Origin of the sequence: Haloferula luteola (genome assembly GCF_014201715.1) — a bacterium.
GTDB lineage: Bacteria > Verrucomicrobiota > Verrucomicrobiia > Verrucomicrobiales > Akkermansiaceae > Haloferula > Haloferula luteola.
This window is the reverse complement of sequence record NZ_JACHFD010000012.1, coordinates 1-26,049: the sequence shown is the minus strand read 5'-3', so window position 1 is coordinate 26,049 and position 26,049 is coordinate 1. Positions and strand designations below refer to the sequence as shown.

24 protein-coding genes are annotated in these 26,049 nt (G+C 58.6%); 8 read left to right on the top strand and 16 right to left on the bottom strand.

Annotated elements, in window-relative coordinates; translation table 11 throughout:
• Positions 1-9: 9 nt before the first annotated feature.
• The 7 genes from HNR46_RS12460 to HNR46_RS12430 form a co-directional block, all read right to left on the bottom strand.
• Positions 10-942 (bottom strand): D-alanine--D-alanine ligase, encoded by a 933-nt coding sequence (locus HNR46_RS12460; RefSeq protein WP_246418071.1) that lies wholly within the window; start codon positions 940-942, stop codon positions 10-12.
• Between the two features lie 6 nt (positions 943-948).
• Entirely contained in the window at positions 949-3,249 is a 2,301-nt protein-coding gene (gene murC, locus HNR46_RS12455) for a UDP-N-acetylmuramate--L-alanine ligase (protein WP_184019278.1), read from the bottom strand.
• Positions 3,246-4,355 carry an undecaprenyldiphospho-muramoylpentapeptide beta-N-acetylglucosaminyltransferase gene (gene murG / locus HNR46_RS12450; RefSeq protein WP_184019276.1) on the bottom strand — a complete coding sequence of 370 codons (1,110 nt, stop codon included), beginning with the start codon at positions 4,353-4,355 and terminating at the stop codon, positions 3,246-3,248. The genes murC and murG overlap by 4 nt, the downstream gene beginning before the upstream one ends.
• Before the next feature lie 127 nt (positions 4,356-4,482).
• On the bottom strand, positions 4,483-4,770 hold the full coding sequence (locus HNR46_RS12445; protein ID WP_184019274.1) for a ribonuclease III domain-containing protein: 288 nt from the start codon (positions 4,768-4,770) through the stop codon (positions 4,483-4,485).
• A gap of 19 nt (positions 4,771-4,789) precedes the next feature.
• Positions 4,790-5,362 (bottom strand): hypothetical protein, encoded by a 573-nt coding sequence (locus HNR46_RS12440; protein WP_184019272.1) that lies wholly within the window; start codon positions 5,360-5,362, stop codon positions 4,790-4,792.
• A gap of 87 nt (positions 5,363-5,449) precedes the next feature.
• Positions 5,450-8,437 carry a PVC-type heme-binding CxxCH protein gene (locus HNR46_RS12435; protein ID WP_184019270.1) on the bottom strand — a complete coding sequence of 996 codons (2,988 nt, stop codon included), beginning with the start codon at positions 8,435-8,437 and terminating at the stop codon, positions 5,450-5,452.
• A gap of 20 nt (positions 8,438-8,457) precedes the next feature.
• Positions 8,458-9,591 (bottom strand): Gfo/Idh/MocA family protein, encoded by a 1,134-nt coding sequence (locus HNR46_RS12430; protein ID WP_184019268.1) that lies wholly within the window; start codon positions 9,589-9,591, stop codon positions 8,458-8,460.
• A 112-nt stretch (positions 9,592-9,703) separates the two neighbouring features.
• On the opposite strand from HNR46_RS12430, the gene HNR46_RS12425 reads away from it, so the two are divergent.
• Positions 9,704-10,504 carry an AraC family transcriptional regulator gene (locus HNR46_RS12425; RefSeq protein WP_184019266.1) on the top strand — a complete coding sequence of 267 codons (801 nt, stop codon included), beginning with the start codon at positions 9,704-9,706 and terminating at the stop codon, positions 10,502-10,504.
• A 67-nt stretch (positions 10,505-10,571) separates the two neighbouring features.
• Here HNR46_RS12425 and HNR46_RS12420 read toward each other — a convergent pair whose 3' ends face one another.
• The 5 genes from HNR46_RS12420 to HNR46_RS12400 form a co-directional block, all read right to left on the bottom strand.
• Positions 10,572-13,091, bottom strand: a complete 2,520-nt coding sequence (locus tag HNR46_RS12420; RefSeq protein WP_184019264.1) for an ATP-dependent Clp protease ATP-binding subunit — start codon at positions 13,089-13,091, stop codon at positions 10,572-10,574.
• Positions 13,088-14,215, bottom strand: a complete 1,128-nt coding sequence (locus HNR46_RS12415; RefSeq protein ID WP_184019262.1) for a protein arginine kinase — start codon at positions 14,213-14,215, stop codon at positions 13,088-13,090. Before HNR46_RS12415 ends, HNR46_RS12420 begins: the two co-directional genes overlap by 4 nt.
• The gene (locus tag HNR46_RS12410) at positions 14,212-14,739 is read right to left on the bottom strand and encodes a UvrB/UvrC motif-containing protein (RefSeq protein ID WP_184019259.1); all 528 of its coding nucleotides are present in this window, start codon (positions 14,737-14,739) and stop codon (positions 14,212-14,214) included. Before HNR46_RS12410 ends, HNR46_RS12415 begins: the two co-directional genes overlap by 4 nt.
• 69 nt (positions 14,740-14,808) lie before the next feature.
• Positions 14,809-15,678, bottom strand: coding sequence for a branched-chain-amino-acid transaminase (ilvE, locus tag HNR46_RS12405; protein WP_184019258.1), 870 nt, complete (start codon positions 15,676-15,678; stop codon positions 14,809-14,811).
• Positions 15,679-15,756: 78 nt separating this feature from the next.
• Positions 15,757-16,338, bottom strand: a complete 582-nt coding sequence (locus HNR46_RS12400; RefSeq protein WP_184019256.1) for a hypothetical protein — start codon at positions 16,336-16,338, stop codon at positions 15,757-15,759.
• A 25-nt stretch (positions 16,339-16,363) separates the two neighbouring features.
• Between HNR46_RS12400 and HNR46_RS12395 the strand changes: the two genes are divergently transcribed.
• Positions 16,364-16,915, top strand: coding sequence for a 5-formyltetrahydrofolate cyclo-ligase (locus HNR46_RS12395; RefSeq protein ID WP_184019254.1), 552 nt, complete (start codon positions 16,364-16,366; stop codon positions 16,913-16,915).
• Between the two features lie 6 nt (positions 16,916-16,921).
• On the opposite strand, the gene HNR46_RS12390 is transcribed toward HNR46_RS12395, so the two are convergent.
• Positions 16,922-17,296, bottom strand: a complete 375-nt coding sequence (locus tag HNR46_RS12390; RefSeq protein WP_184019252.1) for an ApaG domain-containing protein — start codon at positions 17,294-17,296, stop codon at positions 16,922-16,924.
• Positions 17,297-17,350: 54 nt separating this feature from the next.
• On the opposite strand from HNR46_RS12390, the gene thiD reads away from it, so the two are divergent.
• The 6 genes from thiD (at position 17,351) to pheT (ending at position 23,764) form a co-directional block, all read left to right on the top strand.
• A complete protein-coding gene (gene thiD / locus HNR46_RS12385) occupies positions 17,351-18,229 on the top strand; it encodes a bifunctional hydroxymethylpyrimidine kinase/phosphomethylpyrimidine kinase (protein ID WP_184019250.1) in 879 nt (292 codons plus the stop codon).
• 12 nt (positions 18,230-18,241) lie between these two features.
• Positions 18,242-18,451 (top strand): 50S ribosomal protein L35, encoded by a 210-nt coding sequence (rpmI, locus tag HNR46_RS12380; protein WP_184019248.1) that lies wholly within the window; start codon positions 18,242-18,244, stop codon positions 18,449-18,451.
• A gap of 151 nt (positions 18,452-18,602) precedes the next feature.
• A complete protein-coding gene (rplT, locus tag HNR46_RS12375) occupies positions 18,603-18,977 on the top strand; it encodes a 50S ribosomal protein L20 (protein ID WP_184019246.1) in 375 nt (124 codons plus the stop codon).
• Between the two features lie 71 nt (positions 18,978-19,048).
• Positions 19,049-20,014, top strand: a complete 966-nt coding sequence (locus tag HNR46_RS12370) for a nitric oxide synthase oxygenase (protein ID WP_184019244.1) — start codon at positions 19,049-19,051, stop codon at positions 20,012-20,014.
• A 92-nt stretch (positions 20,015-20,106) separates the two neighbouring features.
• A complete protein-coding gene (gene pheS, locus HNR46_RS12365) occupies positions 20,107-21,123 on the top strand; it encodes a phenylalanine--tRNA ligase subunit alpha (RefSeq protein ID WP_184019242.1) in 1,017 nt (338 codons plus the stop codon).
• 265 nt (positions 21,124-21,388) lie between these two features.
• A complete protein-coding gene (pheT, locus tag HNR46_RS12360; protein ID WP_184019240.1) occupies positions 21,389-23,764 on the top strand; it encodes a phenylalanine--tRNA ligase subunit beta in 2,376 nt (791 codons plus the stop codon).
• A gap of 217 nt (positions 23,765-23,981) precedes the next feature.
• Here the strand turns inward: pheT and HNR46_RS12355 are convergent, their stop codons facing one another.
• The 3 genes from HNR46_RS12355 to HNR46_RS12345 all read right to left on the bottom strand — a co-directional run.
• The gene (locus HNR46_RS12355) at positions 23,982-24,419 is read right to left on the bottom strand and encodes a hypothetical protein (protein ID WP_184019238.1); all 438 of its coding nucleotides are present in this window, start codon (positions 24,417-24,419) and stop codon (positions 23,982-23,984) included.
• Positions 24,420-24,616: 197 nt separating this feature from the next.
• Positions 24,617-24,871: a hypothetical protein gene (locus HNR46_RS12350; protein ID WP_184019236.1), complete on the bottom strand. Its 255-nt coding sequence runs from the start codon at positions 24,869-24,871 to the stop codon at positions 24,617-24,619.
• A gap of 81 nt (positions 24,872-24,952) precedes the next feature.
• Positions 24,953-26,049 (bottom strand): RHS repeat domain-containing protein (locus HNR46_RS12345; protein WP_184019234.1); only part of this gene is annotated, 1,097 nt, incomplete at its 5' end.

The window sequence follows — 26,049 nt, the reverse complement described above, 5'->3', positions numbered from 1 at the left end:
TAGCGGCATTCAGCACCTGGCTCCAAGCGCGAGGCTGCGCTCGCCAATGCGCAGACAAAGGGTGCCAAAATCAAGACCCGCTGCGGCGGCGGACTTCGGGAGCAGGCTCGTTTCCGTCATTCCAGGAATGGTGTTGGCCTCCAGCACGAATGGCTCCCCATCGCCGTCCAACAACACATCAACCCGACTGTAGATCTCCACACCAAGGGCCCGATGTGCCGCCAAAGCTGCCGCCTGGACCCGCAGGGTCGTCGCCTCGTCCAACGCGGCCGGGCAAAAGTACTGGCTCCCTTGGGCGCCACTCAGCCAGGGATACTTGCTTGCCATGTCATACACGCCATCGGGAGGCACGATCTCCACCACCGGCAAGGCGGCATCGTCGAAAATGCCCACGGTCAACTCGCGGCCCGTGACGAAGGCCTCCACCAATGCCAGGTCCCCATACTGGGAAACATCTGCAAAGGCGGCTTCAGCCTGTTCAGGAGTTTTGACGATGTAGACGCCGACACTCGAGCCCTGGCAGGGAGACTTCACCACATACGGCAGCGCCATCCCCGGCCTCTCCCCCCGGGCAATATTCACGGTCTCTGAGGCGGGTGTGGGCACGCCCGCTGCAACGAACTTCTCCTTCGCGAGATGTTTGTCGAAGGCGATGCGACTGCTTTCCCTACCTGCTCCGGTGTACGGAATTCCCCGTTTTTCCAGTTCAGCCTGCAGATCACCATCCTCACCGAAAGTTCCATGAATCAAGTTGAACGCGAGCACACAGCCCACAGGCAGCTCGAATTCGGGACCTTTCACGTCGACCTCCACCACCTCCACGCCGCCATCACGCAGTGCTTTCGCCACCGCTTTCCCCGAGGCCAGTGAGACCTCCCGCTCCGAACCGGGACCGCCCATCAGAACAGCAACCGTGCCTTGTATCATCAATGCATCGCTCATGGCATTTCAAAAAGTATACTCGTCTTCCCCGATCACCTTGACCTCAGTTTCCAACTCGATTCCGCGCTTCTCGCGCGCCTCGCGGCGGATATTTTCGATCACAGCGAGAACCTCCGCGGCCGTCGCACCTCCGCGGTTGACGATGAAGTTTCCGTGCTCCAACGAAACCTCTGCCTTGCCTTCTCCACGGCCTTTGAAACCGAGCTGATCGACCAACATCCCTGCAGGAATTTCAGACGGATTCTTGAAAATACACCCGGCACTTGCCGCCAATGGCTGCGATGAACGCCGTTTCAACCGCGATGCTTCCCAGCGCTCATCGATCTGATCCGCCGAGTCGGGCACGCCCGCAAAGACCGCCTGCAAAGCAAAGTTCCGACGCAGTTCGGGGACGTTGCGATAATGGACTTCGATCTCACCACGCTCGCGCGTGCGAATCTCTCCGTCCTCGTCGAGGGAAGTCATTCGCACCACTTGCTGGAAAGTTTCCACTCCCATCGCTCCTGCATTCATGCGCAGCGCACCGCCAACGTTGCCGGGAATTCCTTCCATCCACTCAAATCCGCCAATTCCAGCCGACCGCGCCACTCCTGCCAGCTTCTTCAAACGCACGCCAGCGCCGGCCACGATCTGCCCCGATTCGTTGACGTAGCATTCGTCGAACTGCCCACCCTTGGGGTGAATCACCGCCCCCCGGATGCCTCCATCTCTCACCAGAAGATTTGAACCACGACCCACCACGCGGATCGCCATGCCTCGCTCGCGGCAATAGTTCACCACGCTCGCAAAGGCATCAAAGGTGTGCGGTTCCAACCAAAACTGGGCGGGTCCTCCCACCAACATGGTCGAATGGCGCCGCATCGGCTCGTAGAGTTTCGCCTCCACTTCGCCGCCCTTGAGTTCGACGGCCATTTCCTCCAGAATCTTAAAGTCCCGAGCGATCGATCGCCCCGCCTCATGGACATTCCCGGCACCCAAGGTGATCAGCAAATCCCCCGGCTCCAGAGAGTTCCCCACCCGGTGATGAGCCGTTTGCAAATCCGGGACCGACTCCACCTCGTTCCCGCCATGCCGCTTGACGGCGTCCACGATCGTCTGCCCCGTCACCCCGGGAATTGGCGTTTCACTGGCAGGATAAATATCCGTCACGAATACCTCATCCGCCTCCGCCAACACTCGTCCAAAATCATCGGCCAGTGCCTGAGTTCGGGTATATCGATGAGGCTGGAACAACACCACCACCCGCTTCGGCTTCAATTGGCGGGCCGTCTGCAATGTGGCTGCAATCTCTGTGGGATGGTGCCCGTAATCGTCGACAATTCTCAGAGCTCGGGAAAGATACTTCGTCTCGAACCGCCGCCGGGCACCTGCAAAGGTATTGAGCGCCCGGGAAACCAACTGGAAGTCGGCCCCCAGCGAATCACAGGTCGCAATAGCCGCCAAGGCATTGAGAACATTGTGGCGCCCTGGAATGCCGAGTTCCACCTCTCCCAACTTGCGGCCCCTACAAAATACGGTGAACGCCGTGGTCCCACGCAGCTCGCGAATATCACCCACCGTGTAGTCCGCATTCTCCCAACCGTAACTCACCGCACGGACATGGGGCGAGCACACATCGAAGGCCCCTGCATCCGCCGCGCAGTAAACTACGGGACCACTCGTTTGATGAATGAGGGTTCGGAAGACCTCCTTGATCTCATCGAGATTGCGATAGTGATCGAGGTGCTCCGCCTCGACATTGAGAACAATCGAACAGGCAGGTTGATAGAGCGCCAGGGTGCCGTCGCTTTCGTCGCCCTCTGCCACCATCCAGTCGCCGTCTTCATTCCAGCGAGCATTTTGCCCCAGCACGGGAATCTCCGCACCCACGTAATGGCTGGGCTGAAACGCTGCTTCGCGCAAGGCATGAGCGACCATCGACGAGGTCGTCGTCTTGCCGTGCGTCCCACTCACCACAATCCCCTTTTTGGTATGAAGGATGGCTGCGAGGCACTCTGCGCGACGCATCAGACGGATGCCCTGATCACGAGCCGAAGCCAGTGCTGGATTATCAGGACGGATCGCGGAGGAATACACCACCACATCAGCCCCTTCGACTTCCTCAGGTGTATGAGGCGTCGAAAATCGCAATCCCAGACCCTGCATGCGCTCGGTTTCAGCCGAAGTCACGCGGTCGGAACCGCTCACACGATGACCCATCCCCAGAAGCAAGAGGGCCAGGCCGCTCATGCCCGAACCCGCCACACCCACCAAATGGACGCGCAAGGGGCGGGACAAATCCGTAAGACGTTGGGAAAACTCGTTCATCGGTTGCTTCCCCCTTTCTCCATCAGTCCACCGATGGCTTCGCAAACCCGCTTTGCGGCATCCGGGATCGAAAGACTTTTTGCTGCCTTCGCCATTCGAGTTCGCTCCTGAGGTTCCAACATTCGCGATACCAGAGAAGCCACCTTGGCGCCATCAAGGTCCTTCTCCTGCTCCAAAATCGCGGCACCCGCCTCCTCGAAAACCCGGGCATTCACGGTCTGATGGTCTTCTGCGGCAAACGGAAACGGCACCAACAAGGAGGGCAATCCAAGATCCGCCAACTCCGTGAGACTTGAAGCACCCGATCGGGCAACCACCGCATCCGCCACTGCATAGGCGGAGGCCATATCATCGCAAAAACCGACGATCCGATAACCTTCCCGCTCGCCGACCTCCTCCTGAACTCGGGACTCGTCTCCAGGCCCGGCAATGTGCAGCACCTGTACCGCCGCATCGAGCGGAGCTTCCGCCACCAGCGAATTCAACTTTCTGGCCCCTTGGCTTCCCCCCATCACCAACAGCGTCGGCCGATGAGGATCGAGACCCCATTTCGCCGCCGCCGCGGATCGCTCGGGTAAAGTGGTCAATTCTCTCCTCACCGGTGTTCCCGTTACCACGCAGGTCTTTCCCGGAAAATGTGAGCGGGCCGCTTCCATCCCCAGAAACACTTCATCGCACCACCGACTCGTGATCCGATTGGCTTTTCCCGGAAGAGCGTTGGAATCGTGAACAAAGGCAGGAATGCCCGCCTTTTTTGCGGCCACCACGGGAGGCAACGAGGTGAACCCCCCCATTCCCAAAACAGCGTCTGCCTGAAAACTTCTCAGCAACCCCCGACAAGTTCGAATCGTCTTCCAAACGCTCACCAAAAACGGGAGCATCCTTGGCGAAAATGTCGCAGGCTTGGGCAATGCCGGAATGGTCTCAAACCGGTAGGCGTCGTACTTTCGGGACGCTTCTCGGTCGATCGGCTTTTCAGAAACCAACAACAGCACTCTCCCGCCCGCAGCGGTCCAAGCTTCGGCGACGGCTAGACCAGGAAACAAATGTCCCCCGGTTCCTCCGCAGGCAATGACCAGCCCCGGTTTCCCTTTGTCTTTCTCCATGATCCCTTGATTAGCGGCAACCTTCCGACCGATTGTGCGGGCAGAATATGTAATATTTCCTGATTATCAGGCAATCCCCAAAAGCAGGATTTCCTTGGAAAACTCAGGGGGTTTTTCCGCAGGGACCTCAGCTGCGCTTTGCCATCATCTGCCGAAAGCGTGGCACCAGCTCCGACTCCATCCAAGCGAACGCCGCCTCCAAGCCGCCTTCCCGATAGAGGGCACCGATGCCGGCTTCCACCTGGGTCGGCGGACCAAATTGACTCAAGAAATCGTTGGAGGTCATGGCCGTAAACCATTCCCCGTCCATTTTGTGACGCTCGGCCAGCACCCAGCTCCGGGCAAATAGCGCCAGCACGGCATCCCCGATCCAGGCACTTTCGCGCTCCGCCTTGATTTTGTCGTCCTTCTTCATCGGCGGACGGACCATGCACTCAGCGAACCGGACTGGCCAGTCGATCCATCCGCTGGCGATTCATTTCGTCACGCAGCCGAGTCTCTGATTCCCCATCCCAATACCCCGGCTCCAACTCGATGAAGATGCTGGAGTAGGGCAATGCCGTGTTCGTACGGACCACCAGCACATCAAAACTTCGCTGGGCATCCTGAATCAAGGTAATCAGGGAGTCCTGCTCCAGTTCGATCACCTCGTGACCGTGCAACGAAGTCCCCAAATCACTCCGCAACTGGTCGACGCCTGGGGCAAAATCATTGTCCACCGAGCGCAGCTCACGGGTCATGTAGACCTTCGGACGCACGTGTTCAGTCTGCTCCAAAGTCTTGAGCACCTCGTCCAATACCACCGGAACCGATTCATACGAATTGATTTGGCGAGTACCGTGGCGACTAAAAGCCGGAAAGGAGGCCTCGGAAATGACGATCCAATTGCGATAGCCCAGCTGCGAGGTCTGCATCGCCACCTCGGCACGCCACCCCCCGGCCGGCCCGAAACAAGACGACACCAATACTCCTGCAACCGCCGTCCAACTTTTCGAAATCCAAGCCATCCCGGACGAAGTAAACGTCCACACCCGTTCTCTGTCAACGGAGTGGCCGCATCGTGTGCGACCCCTCCCAACCTCTCCCTCTGGAGTTCAATGACCGAGCTCGCCCGCAGTCCATGGCAAGGTCCGATCTGCCGTCGCGGCGCGCACCTTCGACACCTCATCCACCGTCACGGGCGCCGCATCGTTGCCCCAAGATTGGCGAACGTAGGTCAACACATCCGCGATCTGTTGGTCATTCAAACTCCCGCCCAATGGAGCCATCACGCTGTTGTATTCCTGCCCCGAGACTTTCAACGGCCCCTGCAGACCATGCAAAACAATGCGAATCGGCAGTTCAGCCTCCCCGGTCAACCAGTCCGATCCATCGATCGGAGGAAACGCCCCCGGCACACCCTTTCCGTCCAACCCGTGGCAGGCGATGCAGGTCTGCGAAAACACAACCTTGCCCCGCTCGTGAATGGCGGCATCCGGCTTGAACATGCGCTTCACCTCCTGCTTCGGAGAAGCCCCTCCCGCCTTCTTCAACAATTCGATCTGAACCTGCAGGGCCCCATCCTGCGCCGGCTTTTCCTCCGCCGCCGCCAAAACTCCCGCCCGCTGACGCCGCGAAGCAATCCGCCAGGCATCCGCCAAAATCGAATCAGCAAACAATCCCGGTCGCGCCACCGCCTGCGCAAAAAGCGCCCCACCTAACTCGGGATCCGCGGCCGAACGCGACATCGCGATCCACATCTCTGCCAGCTCACGACCTTCCAAAGAAACCTCCTCCGAACCGAAAACGGCCTTGAGCGCCGCAGGAGACCCCACCGCGATCGCCGCACGTCGCGCTGCCGCATGGGGTGACTTCATCAATGCCTCCGCCAGGTCATCCGGCACCGCACCCCATTGACCCAACAGGTAAAGCGCATGGGGCGCTGCGATCGCAGAAGTCTGCGCCACACGCACCAATTCAGCGACAAAAGCATCGGACTTCCCACTTTCTGCAATGAGCCGCTGCGCATGCAACCTCCACAACAAATTCGGATGCTCCATCGCCGCAAACCACGTCTCCGGTTTCCCCTCCTCAAGCCCTGGATTCACATCGTCCTGCGAACCCCTCGGGTAAATCCGATAGATCCGTCCGTGCTGTTTGTCACGAAGGGGCGTTTGGTAGGCATTGCCCTTGCCCGTCTTCGCATTGATCCCTGCCGAATCCCGGCTGGGAGTCGGATTGTGTTGGATGATTAGGTTGTACCAATCGCACACCCATACGGCGCCATCCGGCCCCACCTCAGCACACACCGGTGACGACCACGCATCCGCCGAGGCAAAAAGATTGTTCGGCGATTGCTCCGCTTTCCACCCGGCCCCCGTTTTCCGCAAATCGAAGTGACCAATCAGCTTCCCAGTCGGGCCGCACACAAAGGCCACCTTGTCCCAATACGATTCAGGAAAACGTCGCGCCGTGTAGACCGCATGCCCTGCTCCCGCAGTATAGCGATCGAATTGATCGACCTGGCGGATGTCAAAGGACATCGGATTGAACAGGGGATTGTCATCGGCTCGCGGGGTCCGATCCTGCCCCAATCCAGCACCCTCGTAGTCCGCACGCGGAAACGACACATACCAACTGGGATTCGCATTCGCGGTCGAACCCAACACATCGAACTCCTCAGTGAAGCCCAACCCCCACGTGTTATTCGTCGTGTTCTGCAAAAACTCCATCTTCGATCCATCCGGCAGGAAACGGAACACCGCCTGACCAAAGTCGAAGGCCTCCCCGCCCACGGTTCCCTTAAATCCAGAATACCCCACAGTGGCATACAGCCAACCGTCGAAGCCGTAGCGGAGATTCGAAACGCCAGCGTGGGTATCTCCCATGTGAAATCCATCCAGCACCACCTCGCGGACATCCGCCTTGTCATCGCCATTGGTGTCCTTGAGGAAAAGAACCTGGGTTCCATTCGTACACAACACCCCTCCATTCACGAAAACCAATGAGGTGGGGATCGACAACTTCTCAGCAAAACGGACGAATCGGTCGGCTTTCCCATCTCCGTTGGTGTCCTCGCAGATCGTGATCCGATCATGCCCTAAATTACCCGCCTGAAGATTGTTGGGGTAGTCGATCGTTTCGATCACATAGGCTCGACCTCGGGCATCCCACGAAACAAAGATCGGATTCACAATATCCGGGTCACTGGCAAACAGCGAGATCTCCATCCCCACCGGAACCTGAGCGAGCTTGATCGACTCCTGAGGCGGCAACGGCGACTGAGCCACAGTGATCTCCTCCCGCTCACGATACCCTGGAAGAGAAACTTTCTCGTCCCCCGGTTTGGGAACCTTCAGCTGCAGCATCTGCCGGTATTTCTCCGGACCCACCGACCAGTAGATGGCGTTCCTCAGCAAGGCATGAAACTCCGGCAAATCCCACACTCGGTGGTCATGGCCACTCGCCGTGTAAAATACCCTGCCCTGACCCTGAGTCCGCGTCCAACTCCACGGCTCGTTTTGTCGCTTTTGCAGAATTTCGCGATCATCCGCATGGTCCGAATGAACGTACGTCTCGTCCCAGGCCTTGAACCCCTCAAGCCCCTTCAAAATCGGGTGGTTCGGCGCGACATTCTTCACCTTGAACTCTTCCCCACCGTGCTCCTTGAACTTGGCGCCAACCAGCTTCACAAACTCGGGGGAGGCCCCGTAGCAAGCCGATGCGCAGTGGATCGGCAGAAAACCACCACCGCCCTCGACGTAATCGATCAAGGCCTTGAGTTGAGCCGCGGGCATCGCCCCGTCTTTGTCCCAATTCCCATACATCAAGACGGCGTCGAAATGCTTCAGGTTGTCAGCTTGGAACACCTCGGCGGGATTCTCTTGGTAGGTGAGATTGATGCCCTCCAGACCCAGCCCCTTTTTGAGAATTCGATATCGAGTGATCGGATCGTGCGCCGCATGATTGGCGGTTGGGGCACCGAAAAAGAGCACCTCAAGCCGCCGCCCGGACTCATCCGCTCGCGGAACCGTGACGCTTGCCGCCACGACAGCTCCCAACAACAACACAGGTAGAAGCCAACGAAGAATTTTGGTTCGCATCACAGTTCCGAAATGGAAGGTTAAGATTGAAGAGTGAAATCAGGCAGGCGGATCAACTCCCCGCCCTTGAGTGCGGATTCATGGGCGAGAATGCCCGTGCAGGTGATATTCGCTGACTGCACCGCATTCGGGTAGCCCTCACCCCTGCCGTGCAGCAACTCGACGAACTGATGCACCAAATGCGGATGAGAACCACCGTGCCCCGCACCCTGAGTGAAGCTCAAATGATCTCCGCCCTCCTCACCGCCATAAACCCCACCCCGAGTGAAGGGCGCAATTTCCTCCGGCAGCCAATGCCCAAAATCGGGGCACTCGACCCGCTCGGGAATCTCCGGTTCAGGACGCTTCGCAGTGTGGACGACCAGCGGCTCGTGCTCCACCAAAGGCCACTCGACCGCTTTCTTTGACCCATACACCTCAAACGACTCCCGATACTGGCGAGCCACATCAAACAACGACCGATAAACCTGAGCGGACAAATCACTGTCCTTGAATCGAATATGGCAGGTCTCCACCGCAAATGGCGACCCGTAACAGTCGTGCATCTCCTCACGAATCGTGCCGGAAGGAAAACAGGACACATACTCCGCCTCATTCCGCCCCAGTCCCAACACCGGCCCGACACAGTGAGTGGCGTAGTGCATCGGCGGCAACCCAGGCCAATACCCCGGCCATCCGTCCATGTCCTGCTGGTGCGAAGCCTTCAGAAACTGCAACTTGCCCAACTCTCCCTTCAAGTAGAGCTCGCGCATGAACAGGAACTCCCGCGCATACACGACGGTTTCCATCATCATGTAATGCAGGCCCGTTGATTTCACCAGATCGACAATCCTCCGGCAATCCTCCACCGATGTCGCCATCGGCACCGTACAAGCGACATGCTTGCCCGCCTCAAGCGCTGCAATGGACTGCTCGGCGTGGTTCGGAATCGGGGTGTTGATGTGCACCGCGTCGATCTCAGGATCGGCCAACAGATCCTCGTAAGATCGATAGCGTTTTGCGACGCCGAACTTGTCGCCGACCTCGTCCAAAGTCGACTGTGTCCTCTGGCAAATTGCCACCATCTCAGCACCGGGATGCCGCTGGTATATCGGAATAAACTCGGCCCCGAATCCAAGGCCGACAATCGCCACTCTAACGGGTTTTTCAGACATGATCGTGATGGGTTTGGAAACGGACCTACCGCCTCCCGTGGACAGACACTGTAGAAAGATGTCGCGACGACCGCTTGTATGTTCGGGGTCCGATCCTATGGAAAAAACCGACATGGACCCCAAGAAGCCCACCGCCCCATGGGACCGTCGCCTCGGCGCCGGCGAAGAGCGGAAGATCTTCGACCACCTCCCGAATCACCTTTACTTCGTCAAAAACGAAAAGCTTCAGCTGATCTCGGCCAACCGCGCCTTCCTGGATCGATGCGGTTACTCCGAGGTCGAGGAAATCATCGGCCTCACCGACCGCGAACTCTTCCCTCTCGAATTGGCAGAGAAATACCGCCAAGACGATCTGCGGGTTCTTGAGTCCGGCCAGCCACTCAACGGCATCATCGAACTATTCCCCAATCGCATCGGCGACCCTGAATGGTTCATCACCGATAAGATCCCGCTTCGCGATGACCACGGAGCCATCATTGGCCTCTGTGGTGTCGTGCGCAGCTACGAGCGGACCCGGATCGAACTCCAGCCATACCTCGACCTCCGCGGCGTCGTGGAATACCTCAAGCAGCACTTCGCCGAACCGATCTCCATGAAGGACCTCGCCTCCAAACTGGGAATCTCCACCCGCCAATTGGAACGCCGCTTTCGCGCCACCTTCAATACCTCCCCCCGCCAATACACCCTCAAACTCCGAATTCTCAAAGCCTGCGAGCTCCTTGCAGGCACGTCGATGAGCGTCACGGAGATCGCCTTGGCCACCGGCTTCTACGATCACAGCGCGTTCTCACGCCGATTCCGCAGCACCATGAACATGACTCCTGCGGACTACCGACGTCGCAATTCCCGATACCGTCGCGCGCTCAAACGCCCCCTCCAACCCGAGGCCGACTCAGAAGACCCCCGTCACTAAGCCCTCCCGCCACACTAAAAAGCGGGCTCCGGTGTCCCGAAGCCCGCTGAAATGAGGTGGGTAACCTTCAGACGCTCGCGCCATCCGGCTCGGCTTTCGTGTCGATCGGTTCAAACTGCAGCTCTTCCTTGCCCTCCAGGCAAACGACTTTGACCGAATCCCCGGCCTTCACGTCACCGCGCAGGATCGCCTCCGCCAGCGGATCTTCCAGGAACCGCTCCACGGCGCGGCGCATCGGACGCGCACCATAGCTCGGATCGTAACCCTTCTTCACCAGCAGATCGCGGGCAGATGCATCCAACTGCATCGCAATCTCTTTCTCACGCAGGCGCTTGAGCAACTTGCCGACTTCGAGATCGACGATCTTATCCAGATCCTTCTTCTCGAGCATGTGGAAGACCACCAGCTCATCGAGCCGATTGAGGAACTCCGGCCGATAATGGCGCTTCGCTTCCTCAATGATCTTTTCCTTCATTCCCTCGAAATCCGCCTCGTCTTCGGACATGGCTCCGAAGCCCAGCGAAGTCTGACGCTTCACGGAAGAAGCCCCCACGTTCGAGGTCATGATGATGATCGTGTTGCGAAAATCGATCTTACGACCCAGGGAATCCGTCACCATCCCCTCCTCCAGAATCTGGAGAAGCAGGTTCATGACATCCGGGTGGGCCTTTTCGATCTCATCGAACAACACCACGGAATACGGACGCCGCCGCACCGCCTCAGAAAGCTGCCCACCTTCCTCGTAGCCCACGTATCCCGGAGGCGATCCAATCAATCGGCTGGAAGTGAACTTCTCCATGTACTCCGACATGTCGATTTGGATGAGTGCTTCTGGATCTCCGAACATGAATTCGGCAAGATTCCGGGCAAGATAGGTCTTGCCGACCCCCGTCGGCCCAAGGAACAAAAACGATCCAATCGGGCGACGCGGATCTTTGAGATCAGCTCGCGAGCGACGCAATGCCTTGGAAATGGCCACCACCGCCTCATCCTGACCAATCACGGTCCCCTGAAGCTGATTCTCCATCTTCAGCAGTTTTTCCGCTTCCTTCTCTTCCATTCGTTGCAGCGGAACTCCGGTCCACTTCGACACGACGGACATGATTTCATCCTCGCCGACATCGACAATGGTCTCCTCGGAACTGGTCCGCCAGTTCTCCAAGGTTTGCTCCAATTCCTTCTTCGCGGTCTTTTCCTGATCGCGGAGGGCTGCCGCCTTTTCGAAATCCTGATCCGAAATCGCCGCGATCTTTGCACGGTTGATTTCTTCGATCTTTCCTTCAAAGGCCTTGATCTCGGGCGGACGGGTCATTTGTCCAATCCGAGCCCGAGCTCCCGCCTCATCAAGAACATCGATGGCTTTGTCCGGCAGATAGCGACCGGTAAGGTAACGAGCTGTCAGGCGCACCGCAGCTTCCACGGCTGCCGGGGAATACTTAGCCTTATGGTGGCTTTCATACTTCTCCTGCAGCCCCTTCATGATCTCGATCGCATCCTCCACCGAAGGCTCGTCGACCTTGACTTGCTGGAAACGACGTTCCAGTGCGGCATCCTTTTCGATGTATTTGCGATACTCGTTCAAGGTGGTGGCACCCACCACCTGAAGCTCCGAACGGGACAGCGCTGGCTTGATGATATTCGACGCATCCATCGCCCCTTCCGCCGATCCTGCGCCGACGATGGTGTGAAGCTCATCGATGAAGAGAATGACATTCTTCACCTTCTTGATTTCATCCATCACCGCCTTGATCCGCTCTTCGAACTGACCACGGTATTTGGTCCCCGCGACCATCAAAGCGAGGTCGAGAGTGATGACCTTCTTGTCGCGCAGAATCTCCGGCACATTGCCACTGGCAATTTCCTGAGCGAGACCTTCCACAATCGCAGTCTTGCCGACTCCAGCCTCCCCAATCAGCACCGGGTTGTTCTTCGTGCGCCGGCACAAGATCTGGATGACGCGCTCGATTTCGCCTTGGCGTCCGATGACCGGATCAAGTTCGCCATCGTTGGCGAGCTTGGTCAGATCGCGGCCAAAGGCGCGCAAGGCAGGAGTCTTCGTCTTCCCTTCGCTGGCCGTTTCTGCCTCGGGACTTTCGTCCTCAAAGACATCCATATCGTCATCGTCCTCATCATCCTCGGAGTCCGGGCTGAAGTTCGGATCGATCTCAGCAAGGATCTCATTGCGGGTCCGCTGGATGTCGACCTCCATGCGCCGGAGAACGCGGGCAGCGACGCCCTCGCCTTCGCGCAGCAAGCCAAGCAAAATGTGCTCGGTGCCGACATAGCTATGATTCAGGGCCTTCGCTTCCTTGTTGGCCAATGCCAACACCTTCTTGACGCGAGGAGTGTAGGGAATGGTCCCGGTGACCTTTTGGCCGTTGCCGGTGCCTACTTCCTTCTCCACTTCCATGCGGACGGTTTCCAGATCGAGTCCCATGCGTTCCAGCACGTTCACGGCCACACCTTGGCCGAGCTTGATCAGGCCGAGCAGGAGGTGCTCGGTGCCCACATAGCTGTGATTGAATCGGTCCGCTTCCTTTCGGGCGAGTGCGAGGACCTGTTGAGCTCTTGGGGTGAAATTATTCATGCGAGTCCTAGGTCGGGTGGCGGGATTTCCCCGTTGTTTTGATTTTCTAGACTACCGGTATCAGGGGCTTCGAGGCTTTGCAACCGGGAGCGGACAATTTCCCCCCGGATCACATCACGCTCCTCAGGAGAAAGCTTCCTCCCACTATGTAGCTGCAAGTGTGCCGGTTGGATATCCATCAGCAATTCGTCGCAAATCCGCGCGGTGTCCTCCGGAAAGGCCCCAAGGTCGACACCGAGGCGAATCATCGACACATGCTCCAAGGCCTCCTTCGAGGAAATCAGCCATGCATGGCGCAGCATCCCGTAGGCACGCCCCACCTTGTCTCTCACCATGTCAGGGTCCTCTTCGAGCAACTTCTCCCGCGCATAGCGCTCGTTCTTCTCGACTTGGGAAATGACCCGAATGAGGCGGTCCAAAATCTCCTGTTCGCTCTCTCCGAGCGTCGATTGATTCGAAATCTGAAACAAATGCCCCAACGATTCGGAGCCTTCTCCGAAAATTCCACGCACTGCCAAACCGATCTTGTTCACGGCTTGAAGCACCTGACCGATTTGGTCACTCAAGACCAAAGCAGGAAGATGCAACATCGCTGACGCGCGCATTCCGGTCCCCAAATTCGTGGGACAGGTGGTCAAATACCCCAACCGGCCGTCGAAGGCGTACTCAACCTCGTCGGCAAGCTTGTCGTCGAGATCCGATAGTGTCGAAAAAGCCTGCTGAAGATCAAGCCCGGGGCGAATCGCCTGCATCCGCAGGTGATCCTCTTCGTTGATCATGATCGCAAAACTTTGCCTGCGTTCGATAACCGCCGCACTGCCTTCACCACGCGCCGCGTGCTCGCGACTGATCAAATGACGCTCCACCATCACTTGTTTGTGAACGGAATCGAGGTCAGACAATTGCTTCGAAAAGCAGTCCTTCATCACCGAGAGGGACTCCACCGCCGGCTGCAGCAGCCCCATCACCTCCTGGCGTTGCTCTTTCCGCGCCCAACCCGGAAATGGATGATGGGCCAAATTCCGCGCCAGGCGGATTCGCGAGGTCAGCACGATGGAATTGTCCACGTTGCCCCCCGTCATCCAGTCCGCAGGATGCTTGATCAATGTCGAGAACCTCATCATGACTGCTTCTCCGCTTCAGGGCTGCTTCCCTCAAGCTCCCGGATTTGATCCCGGAGCCCCGCCGCTTCTTCGTAATTTTCAGCCTCCACGGCTGCTTCCAGTCGATTGCGCAATTCTTCGAGGCGCTGGCGTCGCTGTTGCTGCTCATAGAGCCCGTCCGGAACCTTGCCCCGATGTTCAGGCCCCTTGTGCATGCCACGGATCATTTGATCGACCTCATGCCGAAAAGTCTCATAGCACGTCCCACATCCGAAGCGCCGCACCCGCTGAAGATCCTCAAGAGTGAAGCCACATTCCGGACATTGCCGACCCGAAGTGGGCGGACGGGGTGCCAAAGGCGCACTCGCTGGCGCACTTGCCGAAGCGCCGGGTGCCAGCAACAGGTCCGCCAAGGCAAAGCCCGCCGGATCCGTCACGCCGCTTTCCTTGGCGCACTCGTTGCACAAAGCGATTTTCTTCACCTGACCGCCGACAAGCTGAGTCAGGTGAACCTTCGCTGGTTTGCCACATTTGTCGCAGTCCATTTCTTTGGCGAAAACCTAGGACCGCCTCCGTGATTTGCGAAACGAATTCGGTCCCAGGCTAGGAAAAGCTTAGTCCACCGGCGTCCCGGTCGTGCGCGTCAACTCGCGGAAGGCCGCGATGAATTTCTCTGTCCACGGCCCCATCGACCCCGAACCAATCGTCCTCCGATCCAAGCTCGATGCCGGAATCACTTCTGCAGCGGATCCCGTCAGAAAGACTTCGTCCGCCGTAAAGAGATCATAGCGCGTCACCGATTTCTCCGTAACCTCGATTCCCAAGCTTGGAGCCAATTCCAGAATCACCTGCCGAGTGATGCCATCCAAAGCACCATCGGAAACCGGGGGAGTGATCATCTTTCCGTCGCGAATCACGAACACATTGTCGCCGGTGCATTCGGCCACATACCCTTGCTCATTGAGCATGATGCCTTCCAACGCTCCAGCCTGGATCGCCTCGACCTTGGCCATGATGTTGTTGAGGTAATTGAGCGATTTGACCTGGGGCATCAACGCGGCGGGAGCCGGCCGACGCGTCGCGCAGGTCGCCAGCGCCATGCCTTCGCGGTATTTCTCCTCAGGGTAGAGTTTGATCGTCGAGGCAATGATGAACATGCTCGGCTTCGGGCAGAGGTAAGGATTCAACCCCAGCTCACCGGATCCACGCGTCACCACCAAGCGGACGTAACCGTCATCCAGCGCATTCGCCCGCACGGTTTCCCGCGTAAATTCACAGATTTCTTCCTGAGTCCACGGGATCTCGAGAACGATGGCCTTGGCGGAGTCGAACAACCGCCGAATGTGTTCCTCAAGGCGGAAAATCCTCCGGTTGTAAAACCGAAGCCCTTCAAAAACGCCGTCACCATACAAAAGCCCGTGGTCGAAGACCGAAATCTTCGCCTGGGACTCATCCACCAATTCTCCGTCGAGCCAGATCTTCATTGCCTGTCCGCGGGAGCCTAGGGCCGGCCCGGAGCGTGGCAAGCATGCGATGCATTGAACCCGCAACCCAAGCGACTTTCACGGTCTCTCCGGGCGTTCCGATCCCGAGACCTTGGCTCCCCCATCGGTCAGTTCCTGCCAATGGACCCGACCGTGATCGAGCCGCTGCAGCTCGCTCGCATACACTGCATCGTCATTGCGAGGGTCGAGATCGGCCGCCAATTCGATGAACGCCCTGGCAAGCAGCAGATTTTCCGGCCCACCTTGCTCTTTGAGCAGGCTCGCACGCGTCAGCAACAACTTCGACAACACGGCGGGCTCATAACCACCCTCCACCTTTGCCGGCAGAACGCCACGAGACAGCTGGTAGTTGGCCACCACGGCCCGGCGATTGCGCGGCGCCAGCTGCATCGACAACGCCATAAACCGACGCCCTTCCTCCAACGAAGCCTCCGATGCCCCCTCTTTCACGATGCGATTCACCGCATAGGCCGCCAAACTCTCGGCATACTCTTCGCGCTCCTGCGCCAGCATCCCCAAAGCATCACTGAATACCCCCGCGCCGATCTCTGGCGCCTTCCAAGAAAACTTTGCCGGTTCCGCAGCGCTCACCTCCGCGCCCAGCACGCAGATCAACGCGATTTGCCCTGACTTCCACACGCCGACAACCTATTCCCGGAGCCCCATGCCGATGCAAGCGACAACTCCCGGCCCGAACGCCGACAAGCGCTCCTGGCGGACTTGGCTCCGCGCTCAACATGACCCCCATCCTCAGGACACCTCCCTTCTCCTCGCCGATTCTCTAAAGCGCGACCTCTCCGCGCTGCCTCCCAGCCGCATCGCCCTTTTCTGTGCACTTCCTGACGAACCGGATCTCACTTCCCTCATCGGCCTCTCCCCCCATCGCTGGTATCTTCCACGGGTCGATGGTCAGGAAATGCACTTCCATGAAGTCCATCACCTTGACGACCTGCGCATCGGTGCCTTTGGCATCCGGGAACCCCACCCAGACCTTGCTCCGGGAGATCCCACAGACCTCGATCTCATCCTCTGCCCCGGACTCGGCTTCGGACGCGATGGCTCCCGCCTCGGCCGTGGCCGTGGCTACTACGACCGCCTTCTTCATTTGGCCCCCTCTGCCCAACGAGTGGGCGCCACTTTTCCCTGCCGCATCGTCGATCACCTCCCCACCGAGCCTCACGACATCCCCATGCATCGACTGCTGGAAATCCGCTGAAATCGCTCAGTCCACCCAACTTGGCAGCTCGAGCACAAAGCGCGGTATCCGCACAAAAACGGCCTCCCCCCCCTCCGTCACCCCGAAGAATGCCCCTTCGGCCTCGCCGCTTTCCGCGACCACATGGTAACTATTATACGAAAACTGCTGACCGGGGCCTAGCATCGGAGTCTGCCCAACCACTCCCTCTCCTTCCACTACTACCGTCTCCTCCCCTTCACGAACCACCCACTTGCGACCAAGGATCGTCACCGCCTCCTTCGATTGATTCTGAATCGAAATGAAATAAACGAAGGGATGGGGTTTGGACGCCGGTGCATCTAGCGAAGGCATGTAAACCACGTCGTCGACCTTCACTTTGAGGTTTTTCAACTCTCGCATCGTTCCGATATCTAGAACGCAACCCGCCCTCCTGGCCACCCCTTTTCCCCGCCCATGCCTGAAATTCCCATCACCCTCACCCTCGCCGGCTCCGATAGCTCTGCCGGTGCAGGCCTCCAGGCCGACCTTAAAACCTTCCAACACTTCCGCACCTTCGGCCTCACCGTACCCACCTGCATCGTCGCGGAAACCCCCCGAGAAGTCCGCTCCGTCCACACCCTCCCCCTCTCCGTGGTTCGCGATCAATTGGACATCCTTCTCGAAACCTACCCCGTGGCCGCCATCAAAACCGGAATGCTGCCCACCGCAGAGATCGTCGAACTCGTCGCCAATCGCCTCTCGTCCCGTCCCGAAATCCCCCTCGTCGTGGATCCCGTCATGATCGCCTCCACCGGGACCCCTCTCGTTCCGCCATCAGCGATCGACGCCTACCGCAACGCTCTCTTTCCCCGCTGCCAACTGCTCACCCCCAACCTGGACGAAGCCGCTTTCCTCATCGGCGAGTCCATCGCCGATCGCGACGCCATGGAACGCGCGGCCATCCAACTCGCCAACGAGCTCCGAATGGGCGCCGTCCTCCTCAAAGGAGGCCATCTCCACGGCCCCGAATGCGCCGATCTCCTCCATGGCACTGGAATTCACCAATGGTTCATCGCGCCGCGAATGACCACCGCCGCCAGCCACGGCACCGGTTGCACCCTTTCCGCAGCTCTCGCCGCCCTCCTCGCCCTCGGCCGAGATCTCCCCGGTGCCGTCGCTGCCGCCAAGTCCTACCTCGGAGAAACGCTCGCCCGCGCCCTCTCCCCAGGAGGCATCCCCATGCTCAATCAAGGGACAACCTTCGACCTTGAGGACTCGCAAACCGCTCCCACCCCACCTCCCGATTCCCAAAACAAGCAACTTTTCCCTTGCCAACCGCCCGCGGCCTCCTAGTTTCGCCGCCCCATGCCACGGATCGCAGGAAAAGCAAAGACCCGAAAGGCTGTCGCCAAGCGTTTTAAGGTGACAGGCTCAGGGAAGGTTCTGCGTCGCAAACAAGGCAAGCGGCACTTGCTCCAATGCAAGAACCGCAAGCGCAAGCGCCATCTGGGTAAGGTGACGCTCGTTTCCGACGCTGACATCAAAAACGTGAAGGAAAACCTTCCCTTCGCCTGAACCTGACGCCTACGCGGCACAACCACGCCCCCGTCCGCGCCTCGGACGGCCTCCATCGCAGCCTGATCCCGTGAACTCGGGATACTGACCGGACAAGCGAGACTGCGGGAGGAAAGATCAACCAACGGCCTGTCCGAACCAGCAAGCAACCATGCCACGCGCCACCAACAGCCCGGCCTCGCGCGCCCGCCGCAAGCGGGTGATCCTGCGTGCCAAAGGCTTCCGCGGATTCCGCTCGAAGCTTTATCGCTACGCCAAGGATGCCGTCCGCAAGGCCCACATCTACGAATACCGCGACCGCAAAAAGCGGAAAGGCCAGTTCCGCCGCCTGTGGATCCAGCGCATCAGCGCTGCCGTCCGCAACGAAGGCCTGACCTACTCCCGCTTCATCGAAGGTCTCAATGCTGCCGGCATCGAAGCCGACCGCAAGATCCTCGCTGACCTGGCTGTCCAGGACGCTGCCGCGTTCTCGGCCATCATCGCCCAGGCCAAGGCTGCCCTTGAAAACAAGGGTGCCGCCGCCTGATCGGTCACCGGTCTCCGATTCCCAAAACGCCGTCCGGAATTCCGGGCGGCGTTTTTTCGTGACTCCCTTCCATGACGACCGACCTCGACTCCCTCACCCAGCTCGCCCGCGAAGCTTGGCGCAACCACCCGCGCTGCATTGGTCGTCTGTTCTGGAATACCCTCGAAGTCCTCGATGCGCGCAGCGCCATCACTCCCCCTGAAATCTTCGAAGCCTGCATCGAACACCTCCGCTACGCCACCAACGGCGGCCGCATCCGATCGACCATCACTCTCTTCGCCGCCACTCCCGAAGGCGCCCGCGGCATCCGCATTTGGAACCATCAACTTCTGCGCTACGCCGGATACCTCGCCCGCGACGCCACCATTCTTGGGGACCCCGCTCAAGTGGCCTTCACCCAGCGCGTGCTCGAAATGGGTTGGCAGCCCCCACGACAACGCAGCGCCTTCGATCTCCTTCCCCTCGTCATCGATGCCCCGGGGCACTCCCCACAGCTCTTCGACATCCCGGCCGACGCCGCACTCGAAGTTCCACTGACCCATCCGGAACTCCCCTGGTTCGCCGACCTCAGGCTCAAGTGGCACGCCCTCCCAGTCATCTCCGATCAGGCTCTCGTCGGCCACGGCCACCGCTTCACCGCCGCCCCCTTTTCGGGCTATTACATGGGCACCGAGATCGGCTCGCGAAATCTCGGCGATGTCAATCGCTACAACCTTCTCCCCGTCATCGCCGAACGCATGGGCCTCGACCGCTCTGCCCGTCGCATGCTGTGGAAAGATCGCGCACTCGTCGAACTCAATACCGCCGTCCTTCACTCCTTCCGCGAAGCAGGTGTCGCCATCGTCGATCACCACACCGCCTCAGCCCAATTCATGCAGCACCTCAAAAATGAGGAATCCTGCGGTCGCTCGGTGCCTGGCGATTGGTCCTGGCTCGTCCCCCCCATGTCCGGCTCCGCCTGCCCCGTCTTTCACCGCTACTACGACGCCCCCATACCCGACGCACCCGCATTCGTCCCCCAATCCTCTGCTTGGTAGACACTCCGCCCCATTCTCCACCCGCACCAAACACCCGCAACCGGGCTTTGACCTCCCGGCCGCTTCTCGCTATCCCCTCCGCCCGCATTGCCATGAAGGAAAAGATCGACGCCATCCAGGCCGAAGCCCTCGCCCGCATCGCCGCCGCCGACGACGCCCGCACCCTTGAGGAAGCCCGCGTCGGCATCCTTGGGAAAAAAGGGACCCTGACCGAAGTCTCCGCCGGCATGCGCGATGTGCCCAAGGAGCAAAAAGCCGAAATCGGCCAGCTCCTCAATGCCTCCCGAAGCGCCATCACCGCCGCGCTGGAGACGAAGCAATCCGCCCTCCAGGATGCCGCCGATGCGCAGGCCCTTGCTGGGATCGATGCCACGCTCCCTGCCCGCCCCGTCCACCACGGCTCCCTCCACCCACTGACCCTCATCCGCCATCAGGCATTGGAAGTCCTGCGACGGATGGGCTTCGCCCTCGCCGATGGCCCCGAAATCGAAGACGAATTCCACTGCTTCGACGCCCTCAACACCCCAGCCGATCACCCCGCCCGAAACGAGAAGGACACTTTCTACTTCGACTCCGGTAAATTGCTCCGCACCCACACCTCCAGCGTGCAAATCCGCACCATGGAGAACCAAGCGCCGCCTATTCGCATCATCGCTCCCGGCTCCGCCTATCGACGCGACGAAATCGACGCCACCCACCTCTCTGTTTTCAATCAACTTGAGGGCCTCTATGTCGATCGGGACGTCTCCCTAGGCGACCTCAAGGGCACCCTCGAATACTTCTTCCGCGAAATGTTCGGCTCCGAAACAGAAGTTCGTTTCCGCCCCCACTTCTTCCCCTTCACCGAGCCCAGCTTCGAAATCGACGTCAAACTCCACGCCAAAGGCCAAGCCCCCAAGTGGATCGAAGTCGCTGGCTGCGGCATGGTGGATCCTGCTGTCTTCGAAAGCATCGACGCCGGACGCAAAGACGACGCCTTCTCCCCGGAAAAGGTCACCGGCTTCGCCTTCGGAATGGGTCTCGACCGCCTCGCCATGATCCGCTGGGGCATCAAAGACATCCGCCTCCTCATCGAAAATGATGTGAGATTCCTCCGGCAGTTTGCCTGAGGCCATCCGCAACCAACACCTCCCAAGGACTCCCCCCATGAGAACATGGGCTCGATTCGTTGACGACCCACCCACGGCACCACGGCCACCCACTCCTCACCACCCGCTCGCTCCCTGCCTCAACCCGTCCCGCCGATCTCTTGGGTCCCTCGTCCATTGCTACCGAACGATGACCCCACTGGGCATCCACCGCCCGATCCCACTTTCCAAACCGCTTCCTTCAATCTAGCGAAATCTGCTCCTTCGCGGTGAACTCTATCATCCCATGAACGTCTCTCTCAATTGGCTCGCCACCCACGTCGACCTCAAGGGCAAGGCGCCCGACGAACTCGATAAGCTCCTGACCTTCGCCGGCGTCGAAGTCGAAGGCATCGAGATCAAGGGGGTCCCGTCAGATCGGATCGTCGTCGCCCAAATCAAAGAAGCCGTTCCCCACCCGAACGCCGACAAGCTCAAGGTCACTCAAGTCGATGCCGGCGAAGGGGTGCTTCGCCAGATCGTGTGCGGTGCCAAAAATTACAAAGTCGGCGACAAAGTTCCCTGCTGCCTCCCTGGCGCAGACCTCGGTGGATTCGTCATTGGGGAAACCAAAATGCGTGGCGTGGAATCGAAGGGAATGCTCGCCGCCGCCTCCGAGATTGGTCTGATCGATGCCGAAGACGGCCTCATGATCCTCCCCGCCGATGCCGAAATCGGCAGGCCGGTCAAGGACCTGTTCGAAAGTGACGTCCTCCTCGAAGTCGAAGTCACCCCAAACCGGCCCGATCTCCTCAGCCACTACGGCATGGCCCGAGAAATGGCGACCCTGCTCGAAGTGCCCTTCCACGCACTCGATCTGCCCGACCTTGCCACCGCCACCGGAGACGCCGTCCGGATCGATGCCCCTGAAGCTTGCCCCTTTTACACCCTCACACGCATTTCCGGAGTCACCGTCACTGAGAGCCCCGCATGGCTCAAGCAACGCCTCGAAGCCATCGGATTGCGCCCCATCAACAACGTCGTCGACATCACCAATTTCGTCCTGCACGAGCTCGGCCATCCGCTCCACGCCTTCGACGCCGCCAAGGTTTCCGGCAGCATCGTGGTCCGCCAAGCCACCGAGGGCGAAAGCTTCCTTGCGCTGGATGGCGAGAGCTACTCCCTCACCCCTGACGACTGCCTGATCTCCGACACCGCTGGGTCCGCCCTCGCTCTGGGAGGCATCATGGGAGGCGAACACAGTGGAGTCACCACATCGACCACCGATTTGCTCCTAGAATCGGCATACTTCACCCCCTCTCGCATCCGCCGCAGCTCCCGCCGTCTCGCCCTCTCCTCGGATTCCTCCTATCGCTTTGAGCGCGGCGCGAATCCTGAGGGCGTCCTCCCTGCCGCCGCCCTCGCCATCCAATGGATCTCGGAGCTCGCAGGTGGCACCGTCGTCGGGGAAACCACCGCCGCGGGTGAAGCCCCTCAGCTCACCCGGCCTGTCGCTCTCGATCTCGCCCGGCTCGACCAACTCACCGGCGCTTCCATCTCCCACGCTGAAGCCGCCACCATTCTGGAACGACTCGGCCTGACCAAGACTTCAGATGGAACATGGCAGGTCCCCGCATTCCGCGCCGACCTCCAACGGCACATCGACCTCGTCGAAGAAATTGTCCGCGTCAAAGGCCTCGATGCCGTACCGTCCCGCTTGCAAGGCACCTTCGTTCCCTCGAGCTCGGTGGATCACGACTACGACGCCGACATGAAATTGCGGCAACGTCTCGCTGGCCTCGGCTTCCATGAATGCCAGACCATCAAGCTGATTTCCGACACTCAACTCGCCGATGCCTTGCCATTGAAGCCCCTTCAAGACGGCGACACCATCCGAGTTTCGCTGCCTCTCAGCGAAGATCACGCCGTGCTCCGGCCCAGCCTCGTCCCCGGCCTCATCGCCTCTGCTCAGCGCAATCTCCGCCAAGGCGCGGAAAGCCTCCGCCTGTTCGAGATGGGTCGCTTCTTCCGCAATGCTGGCGGAGGCAAGGCCAAGGACATGGAATCCGAAAGCCTCGCCCTCTTGATCTCCGGCCAACGCTATCCCGCCGCCTGGTCACAAAAGCCATCGAAGATCGATCTCTTCGACCTCAAGGCCATCGTTCAAGCACTGGTTCCAGGCGTCGACGTCCAGCTCAACCCACGCGATCGCCCCCATTACGCCCTCGGAGCCGACATCCAAGCGGCCGGACAAAACATCGGCTCGTTTGCGATGGTTCAACCTTCTCGCCAACGACAACTCGATTCCCCAGCCCCTCTGTTCGTTGCTGAGCTCGACCTCGCCAAGCTGCGCAAGCTCTCTGCGGTCTCCCTCGATATCGCCGACCTCCCGCAATTCCCGGGCTCCTCACGCGACGCCTCACTCGACGCACCCGTCACCCTCGCGAATGCCGAGATTGAAAAGGCCTTCTCCAAACTGAAGCAGCCACTCCTCGTCTCCTTCGAATGCGTCGACCTCTTCACCGATCCAAGCGGAGAAAAGCTCGCCGCCGATCGCAAGGCGATCACCTATCGCATGCTCTACCGTGCTGGCGACCGGACCCTCAAAACCCAAGAGATCGACGACGCCCATCAGGCCGTACTCGAACACCTCAAAAAAGCTCTGCCGATCCAGTTCCGCTAAACATCCGAGCCGGAGATCCTTCAAAGAAAGCGTGGTCGGAAGCCCCGTCGGGCCTTCATGACAGTTGCGTAGCGTAGCATTCATGGCTCTTCAGAGTATGAATGCTACGCAAGAATCCCTTGTCAGATTGAATTGCAGAGGCCGTCGGCGTTATATGGAAATGGGGCACCACCGTCTGGGTAGAATCTGAGTATGGACGAAAAGTTGGGGATGTCCCTCAGATCGTTAGAATCGGTGGCAGCCGTTCGCCATCCCTTTCACCACGAGCCAGCGTCTCGCCGACCCGACGAGCCACCTGGTCGAGGAATGCGTCGGAGAGCCTGAGCCGGGCCCTGCAATAGGAACCTGTGTCGCTGGACGGCGCCGGCAACCCTTGGGTGCGGCACCAGCTCTGAATGAAGCCGATGGCCTTCGAGCAGGAAGCATTGCCCTCAAGGATCTGGGCGAGCCAGGCCCAGAACACCGGAAGATGGCCGAAATGCCGGTTGCGCCGGGTCGGGTCGATGCGCTTGAGAAAGGCGGTGGGAAGGACATCGGCGAACATCACGGCGTATCCGCTCAGCGGCTCGCCAACCAGAGACTCCCGCAATCGCCGGATGCCGGTTTGAAACCTGCGGCGGGCGGTGGCAAACACGTGCGACGGAAAGTTGGCCAAGACGGGTTGTTGCTTCACAACTCCAACTACCGTACTCCGGCTGGCTTTCCGTCACCCTCGAGGCCGAAAACGAGCTTAATCCAGTGCCATTCGGCACTGACCCCTTTGACAGGCATTTTCTTTCACTCACGCGGATCGCCTACGTTTGGAGATGTTAACGGCCAAGGTTTTCTACTCCGATCCGCCGTTGATCAGCCTCACTTTGACACATCGATTAAAATGATCTCACTAACCGTTTCTTTATCCGGAGTCACGAGCAGCACATGCCCTCGACGAATAACCCAAAAATCATCAGAACCATCGACAGAATAATCACTATCCCCATTAACAGGGGACACCATATCACCTAACCGAATACCATTTTCGGGGATCTCCAAAATAGCGGAACGATTATCTAGCGCCATCATTTTCAACTTAGCTTCTGCTACTTGAAGATTCAGACGTCTATTCACCCTAACCTCCTCCTTATCACTACATGACAAACATGAAAATGAGCATGTAGCAAAAACCAGAAATCTCATCTTTTCCGAAATTTAATATTCAACTCCAATTTTAATATTTGCGTCATATGATAATTTGTGGTTGCCGTCAATCTCAAGAGCCAGACTATTACGCTGAAATCTTATGCAACCATCTCTAAGTTCGAGGATTCTATTGAATGCATCCGCTAAGGGTTGACATGAAAAATTAATCCTTAATGACACTTTCAGGTTCGTGAAATCAGAAGATGATTTTGGAAATATGGTACCCGACACTACAGTGTCGTCCCAACCAGTTGAGCTCCATGTTTCGCGACTTTCCCAGAAATACGACCATGCTACAGCATTCCTCATTACATCTTCCTCAACGCCCTCCGTAATTGCCTTTTCAAGTTTTACTAGATATATATCCAGCATATCCATATTAGATGCCAGCAAATAAGCCATCCCCTCGCCCATAAGCGAATTAGCTATTGCCATGCCGGTCGCATCATTATGCGCATGCACTAATTCATGAAGAATTAAACTCTTTGCTGCACTTGGTCGTATATACAATTTCTTTGTTCCACTAGAATCTAACGCAGCAGCACTCGGGTTAGCCGTTGCATATCCTAACGCAAGAATACCGCAATGAATATATCGAGCCTGAGAGACCCTGCCTTCAAGTTTAGCCAAGGCAAAATTAATTCCGGCAACTTCCCCTACTAACGTGCCGGAAAATGCCTTGGAATAACTATTAATATCGCGCTGGGCGAGAACCGAAGCAGGAGGTTCCGGAGCGGAAGGATACAATGGCATATTGGCATGCCAAGCCCAATTAGTTTGCAGGCCAAGTCGATCAAATCTATTCATCCCATCATTCCCCACGAACCCATAAAGGTTCACCCCGCCTTCTTCCTCAATCGGATCCCTTGATGGCGACCTGCCTGTCACCGGGTCATAGTATCTGTAGCCGTAGTAGTAAAGACCCGTCTCCTCATCCTGATATTTCGTCGAAAATCCGATGCTTGGTAGTTTGGTGGTAGACGCTGGGGCGAGTTTCTCAACCATCACCGTGTTTCCAAAGGGATCGTAGTCCATCCGCTGCACCACCGTCCCGCTGCCATCCGTCCAAGCGAGGATGTTGCCATTCGCATCGTAGCTCGGAATGT